Here is a 25,757-nt window from a genome sequence, read left to right on the forward strand (position 1 = left end):
AAAAGATGATTTTCACTAATAATTTGACAAAAACAAAAGAGATGTACAATAATAGGTGATATTTCATAACAAATATAGCGGTTGCAAAAATTTCCTCTTAAGGAGGCCTATTAATGTCGGAGTTTTTAGTAATCGTTGAGTCTCCAGCAAAGGCAAAAACGATTGAGCGTTATCTTGGAAAAAAATATAAAGTGAAAGCATCCATGGGGCATGTTAGAGATTTGCCAAAAAGCCAAATGGGTGTTGATATAGAAAATCATTTTGAACCGAAATATATTACGATTCGTGGAAAAGGTCCTGTCTTGAAAGAGCTAAAAACGGCCGCCAAAAAAGCAAAAAAAGTTTATCTTGCAGCTGACCCTGACCGTGAAGGTGAGGCAATTGCTTGGCACTTAGCACAAAGTTTGAATATGGACGTATCCTCAGATTGTCGTGTAGTATTTAATGAAATAACAAAGGATGCCATCAAAGAATCCTTTAAATATCCAAGGCCGATTAATATGGATCTCGTCGATGCTCAGCAGGCTAGAAGGCTGCTAGATCGACTTGTAGGATATAATATTAGTCCATTACTATGGAAAAAAGTGAAAAAGGGATTAAGTGCTGGTAGAGTTCAATCAGTTGCAGTTCGTCTCATCATTGATCGTGAAAAAGAGATTAAGGCTTTTATTCCAGAAGAATATTGGTCAATAGATGGAGATTTCCTAAAGGGAAAAGATCATTTTCAAGCTACTTTTTATGGGATCAACCATGAAAAACTCGAGTTGAAATCAAAAGATGAAGTTGAGAATGTTCTAAGCAAAATGAAAGGGAATAAATTTATCGTTTCTTCCGTTCTGAAAAAAGAACGAAAGAGAAACCCAGCTGCTCCATTTACAACTTCATCCTTACAGCAAGAAGCGGCGAGAAAATTGAACTTCCGTGCTAAAAAGACAATGATGTTAGCGCAGCAGCTCTATGAGGGGATCGATTTAGGTAAAGAAGGCACTGTCGGTCTAATCACATATATGAGAACAGACTCTACACGTATTTCTGAAGTTGCCTTAGGGGAATCTGAACAATATATTGAAAAAATATATGGAAAAGAATTTCTGCCGACAGAGAAGAAAAAGGAAAAGAAAAAATCAAACTCTCAAGATGCTCACGAAGCCATTCGGCCGACTAGTGTTTCTAGGGAGCCTGCTAGTGTAAAAGATTTTCTTTCACGTGATCAATTGCGATTATACCGATTGATATGGGAGCGCTTTATCGCAAGCCAAATGGCACCAGCAGTAATGGATACGATGAGTGTAGACTTAAAAAACGAAGATATTATTTTCAGAGCAACAGGTTCAAAAGTGAAATTTCCAGGGTTTATGAAGGTTTATGTTGAAGGAACAGACGATCAGTCAGAAGAAAAGGAAAGAATTCTCCCTGACCTGCAAGAAGGTGATGTTGTTCTTAAGAAAGATATCGAACCGAAGCAACATTTTACACAACCACCGCCAAGATATACAGAGGCACGACTTGTAAAAACACTTGAAGAATTAGGAATTGGACGTCCTTCTACGTTTGCTCCTACATTGGACACGATTCAAAAAAGGGGCTATGTTGCATTAGATAACAAAAGATTTATACCGACAGAGCTTGGAGAAATTGTTTTAGAACTTATATTAGAGTTCTTCCCTGATATTTTGGATGTGGAATTTACAGCAAAAATGGAAAGGGACTTAGATTATATTGAAGAAGGAAAAGTGAACTGGGTTCAAATTATCGATGATTTCTATGTTGATTTTGAAAAGCACTTAGAAATTGCAGAAAAAGAAATGCAGGAAGTCGAGATTAAAGATGAACCAGCTGGAGAAGATTGTGAGCTATGTGGAAATCCAATGGTATTTAAAATGGGTCGATACGGTAAATTTATGGCTTGCAGCAATTTTCCAGATTGCCGAAACACAAAACCAATTGTGAAAGATATCGGTGTTGAATGTCCAAAATGCAAAGAAGGTCAAATTATCGAAAGAAAAAGTAAGAAGCGGCGAGTTTTTTATGGCTGTAACCGATTCCCAGAATGTGATTTTATTTCTTGGGATAAACCTTTGTCACGTAACTGTCCAAAATGTGAGAATATATTAGTTGAAAAGAAGCTTAAAAAAGGTGTTCAAGTTCAATGCGTTGAATGTGATTATAAGGAAGAAAAGCAAAGTTAAGGAAGGAGTGAGCATAATGCTCACTCTTTTTTCTATTCTTAGTTGCTAAAGCTTTATTAATTTTCATTCGTATTGTAAAATGCTAGAGGACAATATATTGGGTAGAATATGAATGATACGCGTTCAGAATACAGCAATCAATAATATTAAATGTAGAAATAGATTTGGAGGTAACAACATGCAATATCCAAAAGTGAATGTCATCGGTGCAGGTTTAGCTGGAAGTGAAGCTGCTTGGCAAATCGCAAATCGAGGAATTCAAGTAAATCTTTATGAGATGCGGCCAGTAAAGCAAACCGCCGCTCATCATACAGATAAATTCGCAGAATTAGTTTGCAGCAATTCCCTTCGGGCAAATACACTAACAAATGCAGTTGGTGTATTGAAAGAAGAAATGAGAATATTAAATTCAGTTATCATACAATCTGCAGATGCATCTGCAGTTCCCGCTGGGGGGGCACTAGCTGTTGATCGTCATGAATTTGCTGCACGAGTTACAAACAAAGTAAAAGAGCATCCAAATGTAACCGTTCATCATGAAGAAGTGACCGATATTCCCGAAGGACCAACAATTATTGCAACTGGACCGCTAACGAGCGAGGCGCTATCAGCAAAACTTAAAGCGCTGTCAGGGGAAGAGTATTTATATTTTTATGATGCTGCAGCACCAATAATCGAAAAAGATTCCATTAATATGGATAAAGTATATTTAAAATCACGCTATGACAAGGGAGAAGCAGCTTATTTAAATTGTCCAATGACTGAAGAAGAATTTGAAAGATTTTATGAAGCGTTAATAACAGCAGAGACTGTTCCGTTAAAAGAATTTGAAAAGGAAGTTTTCTTTGAGGGATGTATGCCGATTGAAGTCATGGCGTCAAGAGGAAAGAAAACGATGCTTTTCGGTCCGATGAAACCAGTAGGACTTGAAGATCCAAAAACGGGAAAAAGACCATTTGCTGTCGTTCAGCTTCGTCAAGATGACGCTGCAGGTACGCTTTATAATATTGTTGGATTTCAAACACATTTAAAATGGGGACCACAAAAAGAAGTCATTCAACTTATTCCTGGTTTAGAACATGCAGAAATTGTTAGGTACGGTGTAATGCACCGCAATACGTTTATTAATTCTCCTAAAGTGTTGCGTCCAACCTATCAATTCATAAATCGCGAGGATTTATTCTTTGCTGGGCAAATGACAGGAGTGGAAGGTTATGTTGAATCTGCTGCAAGTGGGTTAGTTGCTGGAGTGAATGCTGCTCGTTATATTCAAGGAATGGAGCCGCTCGTTTTTCCAACTGAAACGACGATCGGAAGCATGGCACGCTATATTACATCAGCAAATGAGAAAAATTTTCAACCGATGAATGCCAATTTTGGTTTATTGCCTGAACTTCCAGTCAAAATTAGAGGGAAAAAAGAACGTAATGAAGAGCATGCGAAAAGGGCATTACATACAATTCAGAACTTTGTGAAAAGTAAGGAAGTTTAATTGCAAGGGCTTTTAAAATATGATACTATTTAGAAGCCCTTGTGAGGTGACAATGATGAGTGGAAATGTGAACAATTCGTTAAATATGTTTATTGAATATTTACAAATTGAAAAAAATTACTCACAATATACTATTGAACATTATCAACATGATATTGATGAATTCTTTATGTTCATGAATGAACAAGCAATAATAAATGTAACTGATGTAACATATTATGATGTTCGCATATTTTTAACTAAGCTTTATGATAAGAAATTGGCTAGAAAATCTGTCGCTCGAAAGATTTCTTGTTTACGTTCTTTTTATAAATTTCTTGTAAGAGAAAAAATAGTAGCGGAAAATCCTTTTACCCTTGCTTCAATTCCAAAGGCTGAAAAAAAGCTGCCGGAATTTTTTTATGAGGAAGAGTTATCACAGTTATTTAAAGCTTGTGAGACTGAAACGCCATTAGGGCAAAGGAATAAAGCGCTTTTAGAGCTTTTGTATGCAACTGGAATGCGTGTAAGTGAATGTAGTCAAATTCGGCTAAAAGACTTAGATATGAGCCTCTCAACGGTATTAGTTCGAGGAAAAGGGAAAAAAGAACGATACATTCCATTTGGAAGCTTTGCCTCTGATGCTTTGTATGTTTACATCCAAAATGGACGAAAAAGTTTACTTTATCAAAATAATGTCAATGATTTTTTGTTTCTTAATTTTCGTGGAGGGCAGCTGACTTCAAGAGGAATTAGATTAATATTAAATAAACTGATTGAACAATCTGCTTTAACTGGTAAAATCCATCCTCACATGCTTAGGCATACATTTGCGACACATTTACTTGCAAATGGAGCGGATATGAGAACTGTTCAAGAGCTACTAGGTCATGCTTTTCTGTCATCTACACAAATTTATACACATGTTACGAATGAATATTTAAGAAAAACGTATATGACCCATCACCCTCGTGCATAAAATAGAAACAATTTTTAATATGTATTAATAACTTAGAATTATAGGCCGATAAATAATATTGAAACAGGAGGTATAAGATTATGTCTCAATTCCATGCTACAACGATTTTTGCTGTCCATCATGAAGGCAAATGTGCAATGGCAGGAGATGGTCAAGTTACTTTCGGTAATTCTGTTGTGATGAAACACACAGCACGAAAGGTAAGGAAATTATTTAATGGTAAGGTGATAGCTGGATTTGCAGGATCAGTTGCTGATGCATTCACTTTATTTGAAATGTTTGAGGGTAAACTAGAAGAATATAACGGCAACTTACAACGAGCTGCTGTCGAGCTAGCAAAGCAATGGAGAAGTGACAAAGTGCTGCGTAGGCTTGAAGCGATGTTAATCGTAATGAATACTGAAAATTTACTGCTAATTTCTGGTACTGGCGAAGTGATTGAACCCGATGACGGAATATTAGCCATCGGTTCTGGTGGGAATTATGCTTTAGCTGCTGGTAGGTCATTAAAACGCTATGCTGGTGAGCATCTGACTGCAAAAGAAATTGCGAAAGCTTCTCTCGAAATGGCAGCAGAAATATGTGTTTATACAAATACAAATATTATTGTTGAAGAACTTTAAGGAAGGTGTGAATATCGATGATTAAAGGAACGAATTTAACACCCCGCCAAATTGTAGAGAGACTTGATCAATATATTATTGGTCAAAAGGAAGCAAAAAAAGCAGTCGCAGTAGCACTAAGAAACCGCTACCGTAGAGGTTTGCTCGAAGAGAATCTTCGTGATGAAATTAGTCCGAAAAATATATTAATGATTGGTCCAACGGGTGTTGGAAAAACTGAAATTGCTCGTCGAATGGCTAAATTAGTTGGAGCACCATTTGTAAAGGTAGAAGCTACAAAATTTACTGAAGTTGGCTATGTAGGACGAGATGTTGAATCAATGGTTAGGGATTTAGTTGAAACGTCCGTTCGACTTGTTAAGGAAGAAAAAATGGCAAGTGTGAAGGAAAGAGCAGAAGAAAATGCGAATAGGATTCTTGTCGAGTTACTAGTTCCTTCAAATAAAAAAACGGTTAATTATAAAAATCCACTTGAGATGTTTTTTGGAAGCGGTAACGACCAAGCTGAAGATGAATCAACTAAAACAGATGATTTGACACTTCAAGCAAAACGTAAAGTTGTGAAAGAAAAACTTGCGCTCAGTGAACTAGAAAATGAAATGATTACTGTAGAATTAGAAGAACAGCAACCATCAATGTTTGATATGTTACAGGGCTCTGGAATGGAACAGATGGGAATGAATATGCAAGATGCGCTTAGCGGATTGATTCCAAAACGTCGTAAGAAGAGAAAATTGACTGTCCGGGAAGCGAGAAAAGTATTAACAAATGAAGAGGCACAAAAATTAATTGATATGGATGAAGTGACTCAAGAAGCAGTATTCCGTGCAGAGCAGTCAGGAATCATTTTTATTGATGAAATTGACAAAATTGCGAGTAAAAATAGTGGTGGGTCTACTGCAGATGTATCTCGTGAAGGAGTACAAAGAGACATCCTTCCAGTTGTTGAAGGCTCGACGGTCGTAACGAAATATGGAACGGTGAAAACGGATCATGTCTTATTTATGGCAGCAGGAGCTTTTCATATGGCAAAGCCTTCCGATTTAATCCCTGAATTACAAGGGCGCTTTCCGATTCGTGTAGAGCTTACAAAACTGACAGTTGAAGATTTCGTCAATATTTTAGTTGAACCTGATAATGCGTTAATTAAACAATATGAGGCATTATTAGCTACTGAAGGTATACAAATTGAATTTTCTGACGATGCTATTCGTAGAATTGCAGAATTTGCATTTGATGTTAATCAAAACACTGATAATATTGGTGCAAGACGCCTTCATACGATATTGGAGAAATTATTAGAAGATTTATCATTTGAAGCGCCTGAAATTTCGATGGAGAAGATTACGATTACTCCACAGTACGTAGAAGAAAAATTGGGAGCCATCTCACGCAATAAAGACTTGAGCCAGTTCATTTTGTAGATTATATTTCAACTAAATGTGAAATGTTAGACAAGTTGAAATTTCTGCAAATTTAATGGATAAAAAATTTAATGACTTCACGATTGTGTAGGTTGTTTTATTTAAGAAAAACGTATTTTGTTTTAGCAAATAGGAGGAAGAAAAGATGGACTTATTAACAAGAACTAGAAAAATTAATGCAATGCTTCAACGGGCAGCTGGAAAACCAGTTAACTTTAAGGAAATGGCTGAAACTTTAAGTGATGTTATCGAAGCAAATGTGTATGTAGTTAGCCGCCGTGGTAAACTTTTAGGATATTCAACAACTCAACAAATCGAAAACGATCGTATGAAAAAAATGCTTGAAGAGCGTCAATTCCCTGAGGATTATACGAACAGCCTATTTAATATTCAAGAAACATCTTCAAATATTGACGTAAATAGTGAGTATACAGCATTCCCAGTTGAAAACAGAGAATTATTCAGCAACGGGTTAACAACTATCGTTCCAATTATCGGTGGTGGTGAACGCCTCGGAACGCTCATTTTAGCAAGACTACAGGAACAATTCCATGATGATGATTTAATTCTTGCTGAATATGGAGCTACTGTTGTTGGGATGGAAATCCTTCGTGAAAAAGCTGAGGAAATTGAAGAAGAAGCTCGTAGTAAAGCGGTTGTCCAAATGGCTATAAGCTCACTTTCATATAGTGAACTTGAGGCAATTGAGCATATTTTTGAAGAATTAAATGGCAACGAAGGCTTGCTTGTTGCTTCAAAAATTGCTGACCGAGTTGGCATTACCCGCTCTGTTATTGTAAATGCGCTAAGAAAATTAGAAAGTGCGGGTGTAATAGAATCTCGCTCTCTAGGGATGAAAGGTACTTACATTAAAGTTCTAAATGATAAGTTCCTATTTGAATTAGAAAAGTTAAAATCAAATTAATAATATGTATAAAAAATCGCTTATTTTTCGACAAAATAAGCGATTTTTTTTTATGTGTTTATTACAAAAATATGACACTTTTGCAGGAGGTTGCTTTTTGGGTAATAAGCACTATTGTAAATTAGAAAGTTATATAGATATAGTGTAATCCCAAACTTTAAATAAATTAGCTATAAAATTATTCGGAAATTAGTTGTTTTTTAAATTGATTTCCTATTTTAAAACCACTATTATAATTTTATAATAAAAATGGGTCGAAGGTCATGCCATAAGTTTCCTATTATACATAGACATATTTTTTCATTTTCATTACAATATGAATAAGTCGACATTTTCTGTCTTTAATCACCAAAAAACTACAAAGATATCATATATTTTCTTGCATAGAAAAGCATAAAAATGAGGTGTCATATGAAACTATTTTCCAATACAATGGCAACGATTGAAAAGGGCTTGAATTATTCTACCCTTAAGCAAAAAGTAATTTCTCAAAATATTGCAAATGAAGCTACTCCTGGATATAAAGCAAAGTCAGTCAGCTTCAAAGCCTCAATGCAAGAGGCAGTAGAACAATCATTAAATGCAAGACGTACAGATGAAAGGCATTTTACATTTAACGGAAGGCCTTCGATTGTTCCTGGGGTCGTCGCAAAAAAGAATGTATCCTTCAACAATAATGGCAATAGTGTTGATGTTGATAATGAAATGGCAGATTTAGCTACAAACCAAATTTATTACAATGCATTAATTGATCGAATGAGCGGAAAGTTCTCTAGTTTGCAAAATGTAATTAGAGGAGGAAAATAAAAATGTCTATGTTTCATAGCATGAATAACACGGCATCTGCATTATCAGCTCAGAGGCTGAGAATGGATGTTATTTCATCAAATATGGCAAATGTTGATTCAACTAGATCAAAATATGTGAATGGAGAATGGCAGCCATACAGACGGAAATCAGTCGTTCTTCAGCCGAAAGAAGGGCAGTTCTCTAACTTTCTAAATGTCGCAATGAATAAGAGTGATAAAAACACAATTGGTAATGGAGTAAAGGTAACAAGGATAGTCGAGGATGATACTCCTTTTAAGCTCGTATATAATCCAGAACATCCTGATGCAAATGAAGATGGCTATGTCGAATTGCCGAATGTTGACCCGTTAAGGGAAATGGTTGATTTAATTAGTTCGACAAGATCTTATGAGGCAAATGTTACTGTTTTCAATGCTTCAAAAGGAATGATGATGAAAGCCTTGGAAATCGGAAAGTAAAGGAGAGCAAATAAATGAATAAAGTTGGATTTCAACCATACATACCGACTGTAACACCACAGAAAAATATTCAATCCCATACATATACACCATACGAAGCACATAAAAGTTTTGCGTCCGTATTAAAAGAAACAATTAATAATGTGAATGAACTACAAGTTAAATCTGATGAAATGACGGAGAAACTTGTTAATGGAGAAAATATCGATTTACATCAAGTCATGATCGCTTCACAAAAAGCAAGTGTAACGATGAGTGCAACATTGGAAATTCGCAATAAAGTGATTGAAGCATATCAAGAAATTATGAGAATGCCAGTTTAATTAATAGGCAGAGGCAATAGTTGCTTCTGCTAGATTAAAATAAAACTAAAAACTACAGTCATTTGCGGTTAGTAGCTGCCAAAGAATGAGACAGAATGACCGGGGGATTGAAATGAAGGAATTGTTTCAAAAATACATAGGAAAATCTAAAGAATATTGGACAAACCGTACAAAAAAACAAAAAATGATCCTTATCGGTTCCGTCTTTCTGTTTCTATTAATTGTTGTAGGTGCCTCGATATTTGCAACAAGAACGACATTAGTGCCCCTCTATAAAGATTTATCTCCTTCTGAAACAGGTACGATAAAAGAAAACTTGGATGCTAGAGGAGTTAAATCAGAGATCACGAATGGTGGAACGACTATTAGAGTGCCTGAAGAAATGGCTGAAACTTTACTAGTCGAACTTGCTTCAGAAGGATTACCGAAATCTGGCGGCATTGACTATTCGTTCTTCAGTCAAAACGCTGGAATAGGGATGACAGACAATGAGTTTAACGTATTAAACCTCGATGCGTTGCAATCAGAAGTTGCAAACTTATTAAAACGCATAGATGGTGTGAAAGACGCAAAGGTTAATATTACTCTTCCAGAAAAGGGAATTTTTATTACTGATGCCGAAGGGGAAGCCACTGCTGCAATTATTCTTAATACTAAACCAGGCTACCAATTCGAGGAACAGCAAATTAAAGCGATTTATCATTTAGTGGCGAAGAGTATTCCAAACCTTCCTATTGATAATATCGTCATGATGAACCAAAATCTTGAGTATTTTGATTTAAAAAATGACCAAGATTCTTCTCCAAGCTCTGCTTTTGCAGCACAGCATGAAATAAAAAAGCAGATTGAACGTGATGTACAGCGTCAAGTTCAAGGAATGCTAGGCACTTTAATGGGAAGAGATAAAGTAGTTGTTTCTGTATCAGCTGATATTGATTTTACTCAGGAAAATAGGGAAGAAAATCTAGTAACCCCTGTAGATGATGAAAACATGGAAGGAATCGCCATCAGCGCTCAAAAAATTACTGAGACTTTTACAGGAAATGCTGATCAAGCTGGAGGAATTCCACAAGGAGAAGATCCTGCTGATGCTCTTGGTTCAAGTTATTTAGAAGGCAATGGAGCAAATGGGGATTATGAAAGAATCGAAGAAACAATTAATAATGAAGTAAATAAAATTCGCAAAGAAATTGTTGAAAGCCCATATAAAATTCGTGATTTAGGAATACAAGTAATGGTTGAGCCTCCAGTAGCTGATGACCCTAACTCGCTTCCACAAGAGAGAGTAGATGATATCACAAAAATCCTTGGAACGATCATTCGAACTACGATTGATAAAAAAGCTGGAGCGGTTGAGTTAACAGATGAAGAAATAAATAATAAGATTGCTGTTTCCGTCCAACCATTTAATGGGAAAATTGAGTTTCCAAGTGATGCTAAGCAAGTATTGCCATTATGGGCATATATCGTTGGTGGAGTATTGCTAGCAATTATCGCTCTGCTTGTTATCTTATTCATTAGAGCAAAACGAAAACAAAAACAAGAAGAAGAAAATGCGGAATTTGAAGAAAGCATTAATGTTCCAGATGTTAATGAAGAACATGAAACGGAAAGTACAATGCGTAAGAAACAGTTGGAGAAAATGGCGAAGGAAAAGCCAGAGGACTTTGCGAAGCTATTACGCACATGGATTTCTGAGGATTAGGAGTGAAGTTTAATGGCAAAAAAAGATCAAAAAGAACTTACAGGTAAGCAAAAAGCGGCCATTCTTCTTATATCTCTCGGTCCAGATGTGGCTTCTTCTGTCTACAAGCATTTGAGCGAAGAAGAAATCGAAAAGCTAACTTTAGAAATATCTAGTGTTAAAAAAGTTGATTCATTGGCAAAGGAAGAGATTCTTGAAGAATTTCACAATATCGCATTAGCTCAAGATTATATTTCTCAAGGTGGAATTGGATATGCTAAAACGGTCCTTGAGAAAGCTCTTGGGAGTGAACAGGCATCCATTATTATTAACAGGCTTACTTCATCTTTACAAGTAAGACCGTTTGATTTTGCGAGAAAAGCGGATCCAACACAAATATTAAATTTTATCCAAAATGAGCATCCACAAACGATTTCATTAATCCTTTCCTATTTAGATGCTGCTCAAGCTGGACAAATATTATCGGAGCTTCCACAGGAAATGCAAGCAGATATCGCAAAAAGAATTGCGGTTATGGATAGTACTGCACCTGAAATCATTAATGAAGTGGAACAAATTCTTGAAAGAAAATTATCTGCCACTGTCACACATGATTATACACAGACTGGTGGGATAGAAGCGGTTGTAGATGTCCTTAATGGAGTTGACCGCTCGACAGAACGAACGATATTAGATGCGTTAGAAATTCAAGATCCTGAGCTTGCAGAGGAAATTAAGAAAAGAATGTTTGTATTTGAGGATATTGTTACGCTTGATAATCGTGCGATTCAGCGTGTTATCCGTGATTGTGAAAATGAAGATTTAATGCTTTCACTGAAAGTATCAAGTGATGAAGTGAAAGATATTATCTTCAAAAACATGTCAACACGGATGGTTGAATCCTTTAAAGATGAGATGGAATTCATGGGACCTGTAAGACTTCGTGATGTAGAAGAAGCTCAATCACGAATAGTTGCAATCATTCGTCGCCTTGAGGAGGCTGGTGAGATCGTCGTCGCTCGTGGTGGAGGAGATGATATCATTGTCTAAGGTCATTAAATCGCAGTGGGCTGAATCTAGCCTTAACGAAAAAAAAATTATCTCCATTAAAGTATTTGAACATTTAAAGGATGAAATAATTGAAGTCGAACCGGTTGAAAATGAGATTGATATTGAAAACGTATTGAGAGAGGCCGAGCTTCAAGCCGAAACCATTATTTCCAAAGCAAGACAAGAAGCTGCTTCTCTACAACAGCAATTAGATGAACAAAGACAAGCCTTCCAGTTTGAAAAAGAAGCAATAGCTGAGCAAGCTCGTGAAGAAGGGTATTCAGCTGGTTTTCATGAAGGGCAACAAAAAGGATATTTTGAGTATCAGGAAATCATTCAGTCTGCGAAACAAGTAGTCTATTCTTCAAAATTAGATTATGAGAAGCATATCGAATCTTCTGAAAGAGAGATCCTTAAATTAGGGTTAATAGTTGCTGAAAAGATACTTGGGAAAAAACTTGCTGATCATAATGAGGAATTTCTGTCCATTGTGAAGCGGGCTTTAAAAGAAGCAAGAGATTATCAAGAAGTTCAGTTACACGTTCATCCCGTTCATTATGATTTACTTCTCGCAAATAAGGATGAATTAGTCATGTTATTCCCGAAAGAAGTTCGCTTCTATATTTATCCAAATGATGAATTAAATGAGTCTAGCTGTTTTATTGAATCCGAAAACGGAAGAATCGATGCAAGTATCGATAGCCAGCTCGAAGAAATAAAACGTAAGCTGTTTGAATTGCTGGAGGGTGAGTAGGAAATGAAGCTTGCCGAAGTAATAGAAGAAATCGATCAACTTGATTCGTTTAAACGTTATGGACGTGTAAAAAGAGTAGTCGGATTGATGATTGAATCTCAAGGCCCAGAAAGCTCAATTGGCGATGTTTGTTATATTCATGTTGGCAATAAACGTAAGCGAATCATTAAAGCTGAAGTAGTTGGGTTTAAAAATGAAGATGTAATATTAATGCCATATACAACAATTAATGATATCTCTCCAGGCAGTTTAGTTGAAGCGAGCTCCAAGCCTTTAGAAATAAAAGTTGGTGCACAGTTAATTGGTACTGTTCTTGATTCAGTCGGACAGCCACTTGATGGATCACTACTTCCAAAAGGGCTTAAATCAGTCCCAACAGAGCAAGCACCACCAAACCCACTGCAAAGGCCACCAATATCAGAGGCAATTGAGGTAGGAGTCAGGTTGATTGATAGTCTATTAACGGTTGGAAACGGGCAACGCGTAGGGATTTTCGCTGGTAGTGGAGTAGGGAAAAGTACATTACTAGGAATGATTGCCCGAAATACTAAAGCAGATTTGAATGTAATCGCGTTAATAGGTGAGCGTGGTCGTGAAGTAAGAGAATTCATCGAGCATGATTTGGGCCCAGAAGGTTTAAGCAGGTCAATTGTGGTTGTGGCGACATCTGACCAGCCAGCGCTTATGAGAATTAAAGGTGCTTATACCGCTACAGCCATTGCCGAGTACTTTAGGGATAAAGGTATGAATGTCATGTTGATGATGGATTCAGTTACGAGGGTCGCAATGGCACAGCGGGAAGTTGGTTTGGCGATCGGTGAACCGCCAACAACAAAGGGCTACACACCTTCTGTATTTTCTGTACTTCCGAAGCTACTTGAGCGAACGGGAACGAATGAACAAGGTTCAATTACAGCTTTTTACACTGTATTAGTAGATGGTGATGATATGAATGAACCAATTGCTGATACGGTTCGAGGTATTTTAGATGGTCACTTCGTACTTGATCGTGAACTGGCGAATAAAGGTCAATATCCTGCAGTCAATATATTAAAAAGTGTTAGTAGGGTTATGAATAATATTGTTCAGCCTGAACATGTGCGCGCTGCTGAACATTTACGTGAAGCTTTGAGTACGTATATAAACTCAGAAGATTTAATTAACATCGGTGCTTACAAAAAAGGTTCTTCTGTGGAAATCGATAATGCCATTAATCTTTATCCTTCGATCATTTCATTTTTAAAACAAGGAACGCAAGAGAAGGTCTCATTTCAGGAAAGTGTTCAGCAGTTATCGAATCTTGTCAGGAGAGGTGATTGATCTCTATGCAATATCAATATAAATTTGAAAAAATCCTTGTCATAAAAGAGAGAGAAAAGGATGAGGCTTTGAATATTTATAGTCAGGCAGTAAAAAGGTTTGAGGAAGCTGCTGAAAAGCTGTATGAACTTCTAAAGAAAAAAGAAGATCTTGAGAGCCATCAATCTTCGAGGTTAGTGAGTGGCTTACCTGTACAAGAAATAAGACATCATCAATATTTCTTGCAAAATTTAGAGAAAACAATAAGTCATTATCAACAAATCGTCATCAACGCAAGGAATCATATGAACTTTTATCAAGAAAAATTAATGGAAAAAAATATTGAAGTGAAGAAGTATGAAAAAATTAAAGAAAAAGATTTAAGTAAGTTTACTGAAAATCAAAAGCAATTAGAGGGCAAACAAATGGACGATATCTCGATCCAACAGTTTATGAATCGGGGAAATTAGGTGGTATAGTGGAAAAAATAATCGAAGAAAAAGAATCGAAAAAGACTTCAAGGTTTCAAGGCTTCATTTATGTTGTCGTCATTCCGCTGTTATTCGCCATAACGGTCGCCCTCATTGCCATGACCTCACTTGGTTATAATGTTTTTGAATTAACAAAGGAATATGGTCAAAAAATCCCGTTCATCTCATCGATGTTTAATGAGGAAAAAACGAAATCGGTAGAGGGCCTTGAAAAAGAAATGGTTGATCTTGAGGCAGAGATAAACGATCGTGAAGCAAAAATTGCGCAGCTGCAAACTAAATTAGAAAGTAAAGATAAAGAAATTTCAAAGGCTCAGCTGGAAAAAGAAAGACTTGAAGATGAAATTGTCGAGTTAACAGAAATGAAGGAAAAAAACAAACGCGCTTTTAAAGATATTATCAAAACGTATGAAACTATTTCAGCGAAAAAGTCTGCTCTGATCATTACACAAATGGGTGAAGATGAAGCCTTACAAATTTTATCTAGTGTGAAGGCTGATACATTAGCTGCAATTATGGAAAAAATGGACCCTGAAGAAGCTGCTCGATATACTGAATTATTGACAGTTAAGGCAGAAGATAGTACGGCTAATTAACTAATCATTTGATTGAAAGGGGGTGAAAAGATGGAATTGAGCAGCTTAGGAGTAATAAATACTGCTTTAAGTCAAGGGGCTAAGCCTAGTAGCACTGGAAAACCCGGATCAGGCTTTGGATCACTGTTTGCTAATTTAATGGGGAACGAGTCAACTGCAGCCCAAAATAGTTTAGGAGAACAACAGCAATCTGCTATGTTAAACGGTGGGGAGTTGGCAGGTCTTCTTACTTTTCTGCAAAAGAATGATATTCTTGAGCTGGAAAATGGGATGGAGCTATTAGAGAAAGTGGCATTTCAAACTGATGCTAATGTTATTAACATGATCGGGGAGCAACTTAATTTATCATCTAAGGAGCTTTTAGATTCATTAAGTAAATTGTATGAGAAATTAAGTTCTCACTTTGAGAATGACGCGAAAACGTCTCAAGACGTAAGCTCCGAAAATATGAATCTTGCAATGAGTATAGAAGAAATGATTGCACAAATGATTGAAGCGATCCTATCGTTGCAAGTTCAAAATATGACAGTGAAACCTGATCAAGATTTTAGTGAAGCAATGAAAATTATGAAACTATTTGAATTATTATCGGCAAATAAAGATTCATTAGCTAATCAAGATAAGTTGCATGAATTTATGCGCGCGATAAATGAGAAATTAGAAATGCTGTTAAATAATTCTGCTTCACCAAATAGACAAGAGTATTTACAAAAAACGTTTAATAATTTGCTTCAAGAGATTAACGAAAAAAGTCCCGCTCAAGCTGAAAAAGCAGGCGAGAATACTACGAAAGTTTTTAGTAAGACCGAAAATTCACATCAAGGTTATATGCAATTTCAACAGATGTCTCGACCTGAGCAATTAACTTTATTAGCGAATCAATCTAAAAGTTCAGTCTCTGCAGAAGACCTGATTAAACAGTTTGAAAATATTTTATCGCGGAGCCAATTTACTAAAGCTGGTGGAACGCAAAGATTATTTATTAAATTAAACCCAGAGCATCTTGGAGCATTGAGAGTAGAATTGATCCAAAAGGATTCGGCGATTATTGCCCGTATTCTCACATCCACTTCTGTAGCGAAGGAAATGATGGAATCACATTTGAATGGACTAAAGCAAGCATTCAACTCCCAAAACATTCAAGTAGAGAGAGTAGAAATTTCACAGCAATTTACCCAGCATGAACGAACTTTTAATCGGGAACAACAGCAAGACGGTGGAAGACAAGGGCAACAGCATGAGGATTCCCACGAACAGCAAACGAGCGATTTTACTGACTCGTTTGAAGAGGCACTTCTCAATATTGAAGCTTAAGGTGTGATGAACATATGACTAATTCAATTGATTCCTCGATGTACTTATCAAGTTATAAAGAATCACAAAGAAAAACGGGCTCTGACATTTTAGGTAAAGATGATTTCTTGAAAATTTTGATGGTTCAGCTTCAAAATCAAGATCCGACGAATCCGATGCAGGATAAGGATTTTATAGCACAAATGGCGACATTCTCGACGCTAGAGCAAATCACAAATATGGGAAAGACGATGGAAAAGTTTGTGAAGGTTCAAGAGCAAAGTCAGCTTATTGCTTATAACCAGTTCGTCGGCAAAGATATTACTTGGCATAAAATTACTGAAGCAAAAGATAATTATGGGATGCCAGTAATCGAAGAAGGAACTGGAAAAGTTGCATCGGTACAATTTAAGGAAAATAATGTTATTTTCATTCTTGATAATGGTATGAAATTGGAACCGGGGAATATTTCGCAAATAAATGAAACATCGAAAGAAAATGCACTTGTCCAAGCAAGTATGATGATTGGGAAAAATGTTACTTATTTAGAAGATAAGGCTGAAAAAACAGCAGTAATAAAATCCGTATCTTTTAAGGACGGTAGAATCCAATATCAGTTAGACGATGACAAAACGACGATTACAGGTTCGCAAATCATCAAAATTGAATAAGGGGAAGGTGATTGAATGGATAAAATGATCTTTCATCCGATTCAATCGAAGGCCGTTATTAACCCAAAAATCAAACCTTTCAAGCAAGAAATACAAAGCAACAATAAATTTGCTGCCCATTTACAAAATGCTCTTCAATCAGATAATAAATTAATTGTGAGCAAGCATGCGAAAGAACGACTACAGCAAAGAGCGATACATATTGATGAAGCTCACTGGAAGCAAATTGGAGACAAAGTTGTTGAGGCAAGAAAAAAGGGTGTCAATGAATCACTCGTATTGCTTAAAGATGCAGCTTTAATCGTAAGTGCAAAAAACAATACAGTGATAACGGCAATGGATCGGGAAGAAGCCCGAACACAAATATTCACAAATATCAATGGCACGATTATATTAGATCAATAAAAACAGGCTGGACCTGAATAAGGAAGCCAATGCTGTGGAATGACAGAAGCAGCTAATAGGAGAGGAGCAATTATTTAATGCTACGTTCAATGTATTCAGGAATAAGTGGACTCAGAAATTTCCAAACAAAGCTAGACGTTATCGGTAATAATATTGCCAACGTAAGCACTGCCGGCTTCAAAAAAGGGCGTGTTACATTTAAAGACACAATGAGCCAAACGATTGCAGGTGCAAGTGCTTCAACAGAAAATCGCGGTGGTAAAAATGCGATGCAAGTTGGATTAGGATCTTCCCTTTCAACAATTGACACGATTCATACAGGCTCAAGTATTCAAACGACAAATCGACCTGAGGATATTGCTATTCAAGGTGATGGCTATTTAGTCGTTAAAGTTGGAAACTCACAATATTATACTCGTGCTGGAAATCTGTATCTTGATGATAATGGAACTTTAGTAAATGGTGATGGATATAAAGTCCAAGCCTATCAAGTTAATGAAAATGGAGATCCATTTGGGGCGATTAGGGACGTAACGATAAATGTTAATGCCCAGTTACCAGCAACGACAACTGATAAAATTAAGATGTTAGGAAATTTAGACCCGAAAACAATCATATCAGCTGAAAATATTATCACTCAGCAAATAAAAGTTGTTGATAATAATGGAGTTGAACATACGATTGATGTTCATTATAAAAAAACAACACCAGCTGGTGAGGTTCCAAGTGAATGGTCAGTTTATTACAATAAAACAATAGACTATGTAAAAGATGATAATAAAGCAGGTGATGCTACTCTTTCAATAGCTGCTGATGGTACTGTAACCCCAGATTCAGAAGATATAACTATTGATTTAGATCCGGATACACCAGATACTACCACGATTGATGTCAATATAGATTTTAGTGGACTTACAGCTGTTTCAGGCGTTGGAAACAATGTAATGTCAGCACCAAATGGCTATACTGCCGGAAAGCTAGAAAGCTTTAGCATTGGTCAAATGGGTGAAATTAATGGCGTCTATTCAAATGGACAAGTTTCAACTCTCGGTCGTCTAGCTCTTGCGAAATTTAGTAATACTACAGGGCTAAACAAGGTAGGTGGGAACCTTTTCCAAGAGACGATCAACTCTGGAGTAGCAGATATTGGGGCAGCTGGTGAAGGTCGAGGGACAATTGCTTCTGGTTCGCTTGAAATGTCGAACGTTGACCTATCTGAAGAATTTACCGAAATGATTACGGCTCAACGTGGGTTCCAAGCTAATACACGGATTATTACAACGTCTGATGAAATTTTACAAGAATTAGTGAACTTAAAACGATAGGTTAAGGGAGGGACAGGGTTGAAGGTTCTGCCTTTAACCCTGAAAATTCATTGATAAAGGTCACTCGTTTAAATGGTAAACCATTTACGTTAAATGCAATTTATATTGAAACTATCGAGTCTTTTCCCGATACGACGATTACGTTAACGAATGGACGGAAATATGTTGTAAGGGAACCAGAGGATTCTGTTTGCGAACTCGTAAGGGAATTCTATCAATCCATCAGCCTTCTAGGGCAACAAATGGGGGAAACTGAAAGTGAAGAATAATAAGCTAATAACGATTATGATCATTCTGCTTGTTGCCATTACCCTAGTTGGAACGATTTTAATTGTCGTATTAAAACAATTGAATGAAAACACAGGAAATGGACAGCCGTCAATTGACCAAATATTAGAGTCTTCAGTAGATGTTGAGCAAGTCACGACAAATCTAGCAAGCAATGATTTTATTCGTATTTCATTCAAAATTCAAACAAATAGTAAAAAAGCAAAAAAAGAATTGGAAAAAAGAGAATTTCAGGTAAAAGATGTTGTTATTCAGGAATTATCCGAAATGAAAGCAAATGAAATCCAAGGTAAAGATGGACAAGCAAAAATAAAAGAGGCGTTAAAGTTGAAATTAAATAGCCTCATGCAAAATGGTCAGGTCGTAGAGGTGTATATTACTGAATCTCTCCTCCAATAATTAATATTTTACATAAGAAAAAAATAAATGCTCTTTTGCATAGCTACAATGGAGGTGAGATTTCATGCCTGGAGAAGTTCTATCCCAAAACGAAATAGATGCACTGTTATCTGCTTTATCTACAGGTGAAATGGATGCAGATGAGCTGAAAAAAGAGCAGTCTGAGAAAAAAGTTAAGGTTTATGATTTTAAACGAGCGCTTCGTTTTTCGAAGGATCAAATTAGGAGCTTAACGAGAATTCATGAAAACTTTGCCAGATTGCTAACGACATTTTTCTCTGCTCAGTTAAGAACATATGTGCAAATAACGGTTGGTTCTGCGGATCAAATACCATATGAAGAATTTATTCGTTCTATTCCAAAAATGACGATATTAAATGTTTTTGAAGTGCCTCCTCTTGATGGAAGAATCCTTATGGAGGTAAATCCGAATATCGCCTATGCTTTAATGGATCGAATGATGGGTGGAAAAGGTTCGAGCATTAATAAAGTTGATAATTTAACAGAAATTGAAACAAAAATTATGTCTGCTACTTTTGAACGTGCTTTTGAAAACTATATAGAGGCATGGGGTACGATTGTCGAAATTGATCCGCTATTAGCAGATTTTGAAGTGAATCCACAATTTTTGCAAATGGTTTCTCCAAATGAAACGGTCGTTGTTATTTCGTTAAATACGACAATTGGAGAGACTAGCGGCATGATGAATATATGTATACCACACGTAGTTCTTGAACCTATCATTCCAAAACTATCAGTCCATTATTATATGCAGACAGATAAGAAGGAAAGGGTTCCAGAAGAATTAACTCGTTTAGAGAAACATATTCAACATTCTGAAGTAAAAGTAATTGGTGAACTTGGAACTTCTGAAATTAGTATTCAGGAATTTTTAATGCTAGCTGCTGGAGATGTTATTGAATTGAATAAGAAAATTGATCAACCGCTTTTAATAAAAGTTGGAGATATTCCTAAATTTATTGGACAACCAGGAAAAGCAGGCAAAAAACTAGCGATTCAAGTATTAGATGTTGTGAAAGGGGGAGACGACGATGATGAGTGATGATATGCTTTCACAAGATGAAATCGATGCTCTTTTACGTGGCTCAGACGATGAAGATACTGGAGATTTTGAGGAGCAGAATTTTTTCGTAGAAGATTATCTTTCGCTAATGGAACAAGATGCTTTAGGTGAGATTGGAAATATCTCTTTTGGCAGCTCAGCGACAGCATTATCCACATTATTAAATCAAAAGGTAGATATCACGACACCTACAGTAACGGTCATACAACAAAAGAAATTACCAGAGGAATTTCCCCATCCATATGTTGCGATTCACGTAAGCTATACAGAGGGGTTTTCTGGAAGTAATTTATTAGTGATTAAGCAAACGGATGCAGCAATTATCGCCGACTTAATGCTTGGTGGTGATGGGCGGAATCCATCTGAAGATTTAGGTGAAATTCAGTTGAGTGCCGTCCAGGAAGCGATGAACCAGATGATGGGTTCTGCAGCAACATCAATGTCGACTATTTTTAGTAAACGAGTTGATATTTCTCCACCTGCAATTGATATGTTAGATGTGCCGCAAGGTGAAGGAACAGATAGAATCCCTGGGGATGATATTCTCGTAAAAGTCTCTTTTCGCTTGAAAATAGGTGAATTAATTGATTCGAATATTATGCAGCTTTTGCCGCTTCAATTTGCTAGAAGTTTAACTGAGGAATTGTTAAATCCTGGTGCAGCTCAAGCTGCAGCAACTTCTACAATGGAAGAAATGGCACCTCCGGCTGAAGCTATGAACCAAATGGAAACAGGATATGCGAAAACACCAATGATGGAGCAATCACAGCAGAATGTACAATATTCGGGGCAGCAAAATCCGCAGATGATGCATGCAGCTCCTCAAAGTGGCTTGCAGCAAGAACAGGCGTATTATGCTCCGCCACAATTTGCAGCACCTCAAACTGGGCCACAGCATTTTGGTGCCGCACATCATGGGGGAGTGCAGCCGACCGTTCAACCAGCAATGTTTTCTAACTTTGAATCCTATCAGCTTCAAGAATCTGAATCGAAAAACCTTAACCTTCTACTCGATATCCCACTTCAGGTAACAGTAGAACTTGGAAGGACTAGACGTTCAGTTAAAGAAATTCTTGAGTTATCTGCTGGATCGATTATCGAATTAGATAAGCTGGCAGGGGAGCCTGTCGATATACTTGTTAACAATCGTTTAATCGCTCAAGGAGAAGTAGTTGTTATTGATGAGAATTTCGGGGTGCGTGTAACAGATATTATTAGTCAAAGTGACCGTATAAAAAAACTTAGATAAGCAGATGGAGGTTTATAAAAATGGCGCATAAAATTTTAATTGTTGATGATGCGGCTTTTATGAGAATGATGATAAAAGATATTCTTTCGAAAAATGGCTTTGATGTAGTTGGTGAAGCTGCTGACGGTGCGCAAGCTGTCGAGAAATATAAAGAAACTCAGCCGGATTTAGTAACGATGGATATCACGATGCCAGAGATGGATGGGATTACAGCTTTAAAGGAAATTAAAAAAATTAATCCGAATGCTAAAGTGATTATGTGTTCTGCAATGGGGCAGCAAGCGATGGTTATTGATGCGATCCAAGCTGGTGCTAAAGATTTTATTGTCAAGCCATTCCAGGCAGACCGTGTTATCGAAGCAATTTCTAAAACATTAAGCTAATAAACATATTTGTTAGAGGGTGCAGTATATTGCAAGATGTAAAACGAACATTTCTTTTGCTGCTTCTAATTTGGATTGCTCTGCAAGGGTTAACAGTTCCAGCCTATGCAGAGCAATTGGATAATAGTGTAAAAAGCTGCATTGAACACCCAGAGACATGTGATGAAAATCAGCCAACTGAGAAAACGGAAACGAAGGAAGTAGAAAAACAAATTAATAGTGAGTCTAATCGTATTGGTCTTAGTGCTTGGGATTTTCTCAAGATGATTTTTGCTACTATATTTGTTATTGCTTTACTCTATTTCTTATTAAAATACATGAATAAGAAGAGCAAAACGTTCAAAAGTACACAGCTAGTTGAAAATTTAGGCGGTACTGCACTTGGAACAAATCGGTCTATCCAATTAATAAAAGTAGGGAATCGTATTTTGATTGTTGGTGTTGGTGAAAATATTCAGTTGTTAAAAGAGGTAAGCGATCCAGATGAATGCAAACAAATTATTTCAGATTATAATAACAAAATGGATCAGCTGATTCAGCCAAGCGATATTGTGACAAAGGTACTTCAAAGAACAAAGAGTGCCAAGACAAACAAGAATATAGGGAACACTCCCAAATTTCAATCAGTGCTTCAGCAGCAGCTAGAGGATATTTCAAAAGATAGAAAAAAAATCTATGAAGAGATGGAGAAGAAAGGGTCAGACGAGCGATGAATGAGTTTATGGAGTTTTTTAACAATAGTTCGCCCGAAAATGTTTCGACATCAGTTAAGTTAATGTTAATGCTGACTGTCTTGTCGCTGGCACCAAGTATTCTCATTATGTTGACATGTTTTACTAGAATTGTGATCGTTCTCTCCTTTGTCAGAACGGCGCTTGCGACACAACAAATGCCTCCTAATCAAGTTTTGATAGGATTAGCATTATTTCTTTCATTTTTTATTATGGCACCTACATTTCAACAAGTGAATAAAGAAGCTTTAACACCGCTTTTTAATGAAGAAATAAATTTGGAACAGGCTTATGAAAAGGCCTCGATTCCTTTTAAGGAATTTATGAGTTCACATACGAGGCAAAAAGATTTAGCACTGTTTCTTGATTATTCTAAAGCAGAACGTCCAAAATCAGTAGAAGATATCCCATTAACAGCACTTGTTCCAGCATTTGCCATTAGTGAAATCAAAACTGCATTCCAAATTGGGTTTATGATTTTCATTCCGTTTCTAGTAATAGATATGGTTGTAGCTAGTGTACTAATGTCGATGGGGATGATGATGTTACCACCCGTTATGATTTCGTTGCCTTTTAAAATTCTATTATTTGTGCTTGTTGACGGATGGTACTTAGTAGTGAAATCTCTCTTACAAAGCTTTTAAATTTCAAGCAGGTGAACTAAACAATGACTCCCGAAACCGTTATTTCAATTGCTGAGCAAGGCATTACTACTGTTTTATTAGTTTGTGGTCCTTTACTATTACTGGCACTCGTTGTCGGTTTAACGGTTAGTATTTTTCAAGCAACGACACAAATTCAAGAGCAAACTTTGGCATTTATTCCAAAAATCGTTGCTGTATTAGTAGGTATTGTATTCTTTGGACCTTGGATGCTTAGTCACATCCTTGCTTATGCGGGGGATATTTTCTCAAACTTAACGAAATTTGTAGGATGATGATATGGTAGACTTTTTACCTTCTTTTCCAGCCTTTTTATTAGTTTTTGTGCGGGTAACATCTTTTTTCTTGATGATGCCCCTTTTTTCATATCGATCCATCCCAGCTTCTCATAAGATTGGCTTAGGTTTTTTCATGGCATGGATTATCTTCTTTACCATTGATGCACCACTGTTAGAAATAAACAGTACGTATTTCTTTTTAATAATGAAGGAAGCACTTGTTGGCCTGACAATTGGTTTTGTAGCATATATGATTTTAGCAGCTATTCAAATTGCTGGCGGGTTTATTGACTTTCAAATGGGATTTGCTATTGCAAACGTAATCGATCCACAAACTGGAGCACAGAGCCCGTTAATGGGGCAATATTTGTATACGATCGGTCTTCTCCTCCTATTGACAGTAAATGGCCATCATTTGTTGTTAGATGGGGTTTTCAATAGTTATCGATTTATTCCACTTGAACAGCCCTGGATACCATTTGGCAATGAAAATATGGTGGAATTCGTAATAAAAGCTTTTAACACCATGTTTATCATTGCATTCCAAATGGCCATTCCAGTTGTTGGCAGTTTGTTTTTAGTTGATGTTGCCTTAGGGATTGTTGCTCGAACGGTTCCTCAGCTTAATGTATTCGTCGTTGGTCTTCCATTGAAAATAGGAGTAAGTTTCATCGTCCTAATTGCTGTAATGAGTGTTATTTTGCTTGTTGTTTCACAGTTGTTTGAAATAATGCTTACGACAATGCGAGGTCTTATGGAGCTTATTGGAGGTTCATAGAAGATGAAACGATTAATTAAATTAGATTTACAATATTTTGCTGGAGAAAAAACAGAAAAAGCAACACCTAAGAAAAGACAGGACTCCAGAAAAAAAGGACAGGTTGCTAAAAGTCAAGATGTAAATACAGCTATTGTCCTTTTAGGGGTATTTTCATTTCTATCATTCTCTGGCTCTTATTTAAAGGATATTGTCATTGGTGTTATGCGTCATACTTTTCAAGAGTTTATGCTTCAAGAATTAACAGAAAATAATATATTTACGATTTTTCTAGCAATCTTGAAAGAGCTTGTATTATTTCTTGGGCCGATTATGTTAGTTGCAATGCTTGCAGGTATTGCAAGCAATTATATGCAAGTCGGCTTTCTATTTTCGACTGAAACGATACAGCCAAAATTAGAAAAATTAAATCCATTAAAAGGGTTTAAGCGAATTTTTTCTTTAAGAGCCATTGTTGAACTTTTTAAATCAATATTAAAAATTAGCTTTGTTGGCATTATTACGTTTCTCGTTTTATGGAATAGAATAGATGAAATTTTAATATTGTCGCAAAAGTCTGTAGGTGCCGCACTTGGTACTATTGCAAGCTTAACAGTACAAATGGGTTTATTTGCTTCGGGAGCACTTCTTTTTCTATCCATCCTTGACTATATGTATCAAAAATATGATTTTGAAAAAAATATCAGGATGTCAAAACAAGATATTAAGGATGAATATAAGAATATAGAAGGGGATCCTCTCATTAAATCAAAAATAAAGCAGAAGCAGCGTGAAATGGCGATGAGTAGAATGATGCAGGAAGTCCCGAATGCCGATGTCGTTATTACGAACCCAACACATTATGCTGTTGCTTTAAAGTATGATGAAAATAAACTAGATGCACCATATGTTGTCGCGAAGGGCGTTGACTTTATCGCTCAAAAAATTAAATTGATTGCGAAGGAACAAGATATTATAACTGTTGAAAATCGGCCTCTTGCGAGAGCTTTATATAGTCAGGCAGAGATCGGTGACGCAATACCTGAAGAATTTTTTAAAGCGGTCGCCGAAATTTTAGCCTATGTTTATCGAACTAAAAATAAAATCTAATATTTTATTTTAATAGAATGGATGATCCGAATTTTTGAGTTAGATG

General features: G+C 36.4%; 29 protein-coding genes. All 29 read left to right on the forward strand.

The window, feature by feature from the left end; genetic code table 11:
• Positions 1 to 113 precede the first annotated feature (113 nt).
• The 29 genes from topA to flhB all read left to right on the forward strand — a co-directional run bounded on the left by topA (position 114) and on the right by flhB (position 25,711).
• The gene (gene topA / locus KDN24_RS10335) at positions 114 to 2,189 is read left to right on the forward strand and encodes a type I DNA topoisomerase (protein WP_409974776.1); all 2,076 of its coding nucleotides are present in this window, start codon (positions 114 to 116) and stop codon (positions 2,187 to 2,189) included.
• A 178-nt stretch (positions 2,190 to 2,367) separates the two neighbouring features.
• The gene (trmFO, locus tag KDN24_RS10340; RefSeq protein ID WP_409974777.1) at positions 2,368 to 3,681 is read left to right on the forward strand and encodes an FADH(2)-oxidizing methylenetetrahydrofolate--tRNA-(uracil(54)-C(5))-methyltransferase TrmFO; all 1,314 of its coding nucleotides are present in this window, start codon (positions 2,368 to 2,370) and stop codon (positions 3,679 to 3,681) included.
• A gap of 55 nt (positions 3,682 to 3,736) precedes the next feature.
• Positions 3,737 to 4,639 (forward strand): tyrosine recombinase XerC, encoded by a 903-nt coding sequence (xerC, locus tag KDN24_RS10345; protein WP_409974778.1) that lies wholly within the window; start codon positions 3,737 to 3,739, stop codon positions 4,637 to 4,639.
• 80 nt (positions 4,640 to 4,719) lie between these two features.
• Entirely contained in the window at positions 4,720 to 5,262 is a 543-nt protein-coding gene (hslV, locus tag KDN24_RS10350) for an ATP-dependent protease subunit HslV (protein WP_409974779.1), read from the forward strand.
• 17 nt (positions 5,263 to 5,279) lie between these two features.
• Positions 5,280 to 6,686, forward strand: a complete 1,407-nt coding sequence (hslU, locus tag KDN24_RS10355; protein WP_409974780.1) for an ATP-dependent protease ATPase subunit HslU — start codon at positions 5,280 to 5,282, stop codon at positions 6,684 to 6,686.
• 145 nt (positions 6,687 to 6,831) lie between these two features.
• Entirely contained in the window at positions 6,832 to 7,611 is a 780-nt protein-coding gene (codY, locus tag KDN24_RS10360) for a GTP-sensing pleiotropic transcriptional regulator CodY (RefSeq protein WP_409974781.1), read from the forward strand.
• A 411-nt stretch (positions 7,612 to 8,022) separates the two neighbouring features.
• The gene (flgB, locus tag KDN24_RS10365) at positions 8,023 to 8,418 is read left to right on the forward strand and encodes a flagellar basal body rod protein FlgB (protein ID WP_409974782.1); all 396 of its coding nucleotides are present in this window, start codon (positions 8,023 to 8,025) and stop codon (positions 8,416 to 8,418) included.
• 2 nt (positions 8,419 to 8,420) lie between these two features.
• On the forward strand, positions 8,421 to 8,879 hold the full coding sequence (gene flgC, locus KDN24_RS10370) for a flagellar basal body rod protein FlgC (RefSeq protein ID WP_409974783.1): 459 nt from the start codon (positions 8,421 to 8,423) through the stop codon (positions 8,877 to 8,879).
• A gap of 14 nt (positions 8,880 to 8,893) precedes the next feature.
• A complete protein-coding gene (fliE, locus tag KDN24_RS10375) occupies positions 8,894 to 9,202 on the forward strand; it encodes a flagellar hook-basal body complex protein FliE (protein WP_409974784.1) in 309 nt (102 codons plus the stop codon).
• A gap of 112 nt (positions 9,203 to 9,314) precedes the next feature.
• A complete protein-coding gene (fliF, locus tag KDN24_RS10380; RefSeq protein WP_409974785.1) occupies positions 9,315 to 10,907 on the forward strand; it encodes a flagellar basal-body MS-ring/collar protein FliF in 1,593 nt (530 codons plus the stop codon).
• A 12-nt stretch (positions 10,908 to 10,919) separates the two neighbouring features.
• Positions 10,920 to 11,936, forward strand: a complete 1,017-nt coding sequence (gene fliG / locus KDN24_RS10385) for a flagellar motor switch protein FliG (RefSeq protein WP_409974786.1) — start codon at positions 10,920 to 10,922, stop codon at positions 11,934 to 11,936.
• Positions 11,920 to 12,690 (forward strand): flagellar assembly protein FliH, encoded by a 771-nt coding sequence (gene fliH, locus KDN24_RS10390; RefSeq protein WP_409974787.1) that lies wholly within the window; start codon positions 11,920 to 11,922, stop codon positions 12,688 to 12,690. The genes fliG and fliH overlap by 17 nt, the downstream gene beginning before the upstream one ends.
• Before the next feature lie 3 nt (positions 12,691 to 12,693).
• Complete coding sequence (fliI, locus tag KDN24_RS10395) at positions 12,694 to 14,010, forward strand: flagellar protein export ATPase FliI (protein WP_409974788.1); 1,317 nt, start codon at positions 12,694 to 12,696, stop codon at positions 14,008 to 14,010.
• A 5-nt stretch (positions 14,011 to 14,015) separates the two neighbouring features.
• Positions 14,016 to 14,459: a flagellar export protein FliJ gene (gene fliJ, locus KDN24_RS10400; protein WP_409974899.1), complete on the forward strand. Its 444-nt coding sequence runs from the start codon at positions 14,016 to 14,018 to the stop codon at positions 14,457 to 14,459.
• 8 nt (positions 14,460 to 14,467) lie between these two features.
• A complete protein-coding gene (locus KDN24_RS10405) occupies positions 14,468 to 15,076 on the forward strand; it encodes a MotE family protein (protein ID WP_409974789.1) in 609 nt (202 codons plus the stop codon).
• Between the two features lie 30 nt (positions 15,077 to 15,106).
• Positions 15,107 to 16,390 carry a flagellar hook-length control protein FliK gene (locus KDN24_RS10410; protein WP_409974790.1) on the forward strand — a complete coding sequence of 428 codons (1,284 nt, stop codon included), beginning with the start codon at positions 15,107 to 15,109 and terminating at the stop codon, positions 16,388 to 16,390.
• 14 nt (positions 16,391 to 16,404) lie between these two features.
• Positions 16,405 to 17,040 carry a flagellar hook assembly protein FlgD gene (flgD, locus tag KDN24_RS10415; RefSeq protein WP_409974791.1) on the forward strand — a complete coding sequence of 212 codons (636 nt, stop codon included), beginning with the start codon at positions 16,405 to 16,407 and terminating at the stop codon, positions 17,038 to 17,040.
• Between the two features lie 15 nt (positions 17,041 to 17,055).
• A complete protein-coding gene (locus KDN24_RS10420; protein WP_409974792.1) occupies positions 17,056 to 17,445 on the forward strand; it encodes a TIGR02530 family flagellar biosynthesis protein in 390 nt (129 codons plus the stop codon).
• A 77-nt stretch (positions 17,446 to 17,522) separates the two neighbouring features.
• Positions 17,523 to 18,770, forward strand: a complete 1,248-nt coding sequence (locus KDN24_RS10425; protein WP_491348405.1) for a flagellar hook protein FlgE — start codon at positions 17,523 to 17,525, stop codon at positions 18,768 to 18,770.
• 50 nt (positions 18,771 to 18,820) lie between these two features.
• A complete protein-coding gene (locus tag KDN24_RS10430) occupies positions 18,821 to 19,039 on the forward strand; it encodes a flagellar FlbD family protein (RefSeq protein WP_409974794.1) in 219 nt (72 codons plus the stop codon).
• Positions 19,029 to 19,457, forward strand: coding sequence for a flagellar basal body-associated protein FliL (gene fliL, locus KDN24_RS10435; RefSeq protein ID WP_409974795.1), 429 nt, complete (start codon positions 19,029 to 19,031; stop codon positions 19,455 to 19,457). Before KDN24_RS10430 ends, fliL begins: the two co-directional genes overlap by 11 nt.
• A 64-nt stretch (positions 19,458 to 19,521) precedes the next feature.
• On the forward strand, positions 19,522 to 20,520 hold the full coding sequence (gene fliM / locus KDN24_RS10440; RefSeq protein ID WP_409974796.1) for a flagellar motor switch protein FliM: 999 nt from the start codon (positions 19,522 to 19,524) through the stop codon (positions 20,518 to 20,520).
• Positions 20,510 to 21,790, forward strand: a complete 1,281-nt coding sequence (gene fliY, locus KDN24_RS10445; protein WP_409974797.1) for a flagellar motor switch phosphatase FliY — start codon at positions 20,510 to 20,512, stop codon at positions 21,788 to 21,790. The genes fliM and fliY overlap by 11 nt, the downstream gene beginning before the upstream one ends.
• Positions 21,791 to 21,810: 20 nt before the next feature.
• On the forward strand, positions 21,811 to 22,173 hold the full coding sequence (gene cheY, locus KDN24_RS10450; protein ID WP_409974798.1) for a chemotaxis protein CheY: 363 nt from the start codon (positions 21,811 to 21,813) through the stop codon (positions 22,171 to 22,173).
• A gap of 29 nt (positions 22,174 to 22,202) precedes the next feature.
• On the forward strand, positions 22,203 to 22,886 hold the full coding sequence (locus KDN24_RS10455; protein WP_409974799.1) for a flagellar biosynthetic protein FliO: 684 nt from the start codon (positions 22,203 to 22,205) through the stop codon (positions 22,884 to 22,886).
• A complete protein-coding gene (fliP, locus tag KDN24_RS10460) occupies positions 22,883 to 23,548 on the forward strand; it encodes a flagellar type III secretion system pore protein FliP (RefSeq protein WP_409974800.1) in 666 nt (221 codons plus the stop codon). Before KDN24_RS10455 ends, fliP begins: the two co-directional genes overlap by 4 nt.
• A gap of 23 nt (positions 23,549 to 23,571) precedes the next feature.
• Complete coding sequence (gene fliQ / locus KDN24_RS10465) at positions 23,572 to 23,841, forward strand: flagellar biosynthesis protein FliQ (protein WP_409974801.1); 270 nt, start codon at positions 23,572 to 23,574, stop codon at positions 23,839 to 23,841.
• 4 nt (positions 23,842 to 23,845) lie between these two features.
• Positions 23,846 to 24,622, forward strand: coding sequence for a flagellar biosynthetic protein FliR (gene fliR, locus KDN24_RS10470; RefSeq protein WP_491348406.1), 777 nt, complete (start codon positions 23,846 to 23,848; stop codon positions 24,620 to 24,622).
• Positions 24,623 to 24,625: 3 nt separating this feature from the next.
• A complete protein-coding gene (gene flhB, locus KDN24_RS10475) occupies positions 24,626 to 25,711 on the forward strand; it encodes a flagellar biosynthesis protein FlhB (protein WP_409974803.1) in 1,086 nt (361 codons plus the stop codon).
• The last annotated feature ends 46 nt before the right edge of the window (positions 25,712 to 25,757 follow it).

This window comes from Cytobacillus sp. Bva_UNVM-123, from assembly GCF_046351715.2.
In the GTDB taxonomy this organism is placed as follows: Bacteria; Bacillota; Bacilli; order Bacillales; family Cytobacillaceae; genus Cytobacillus.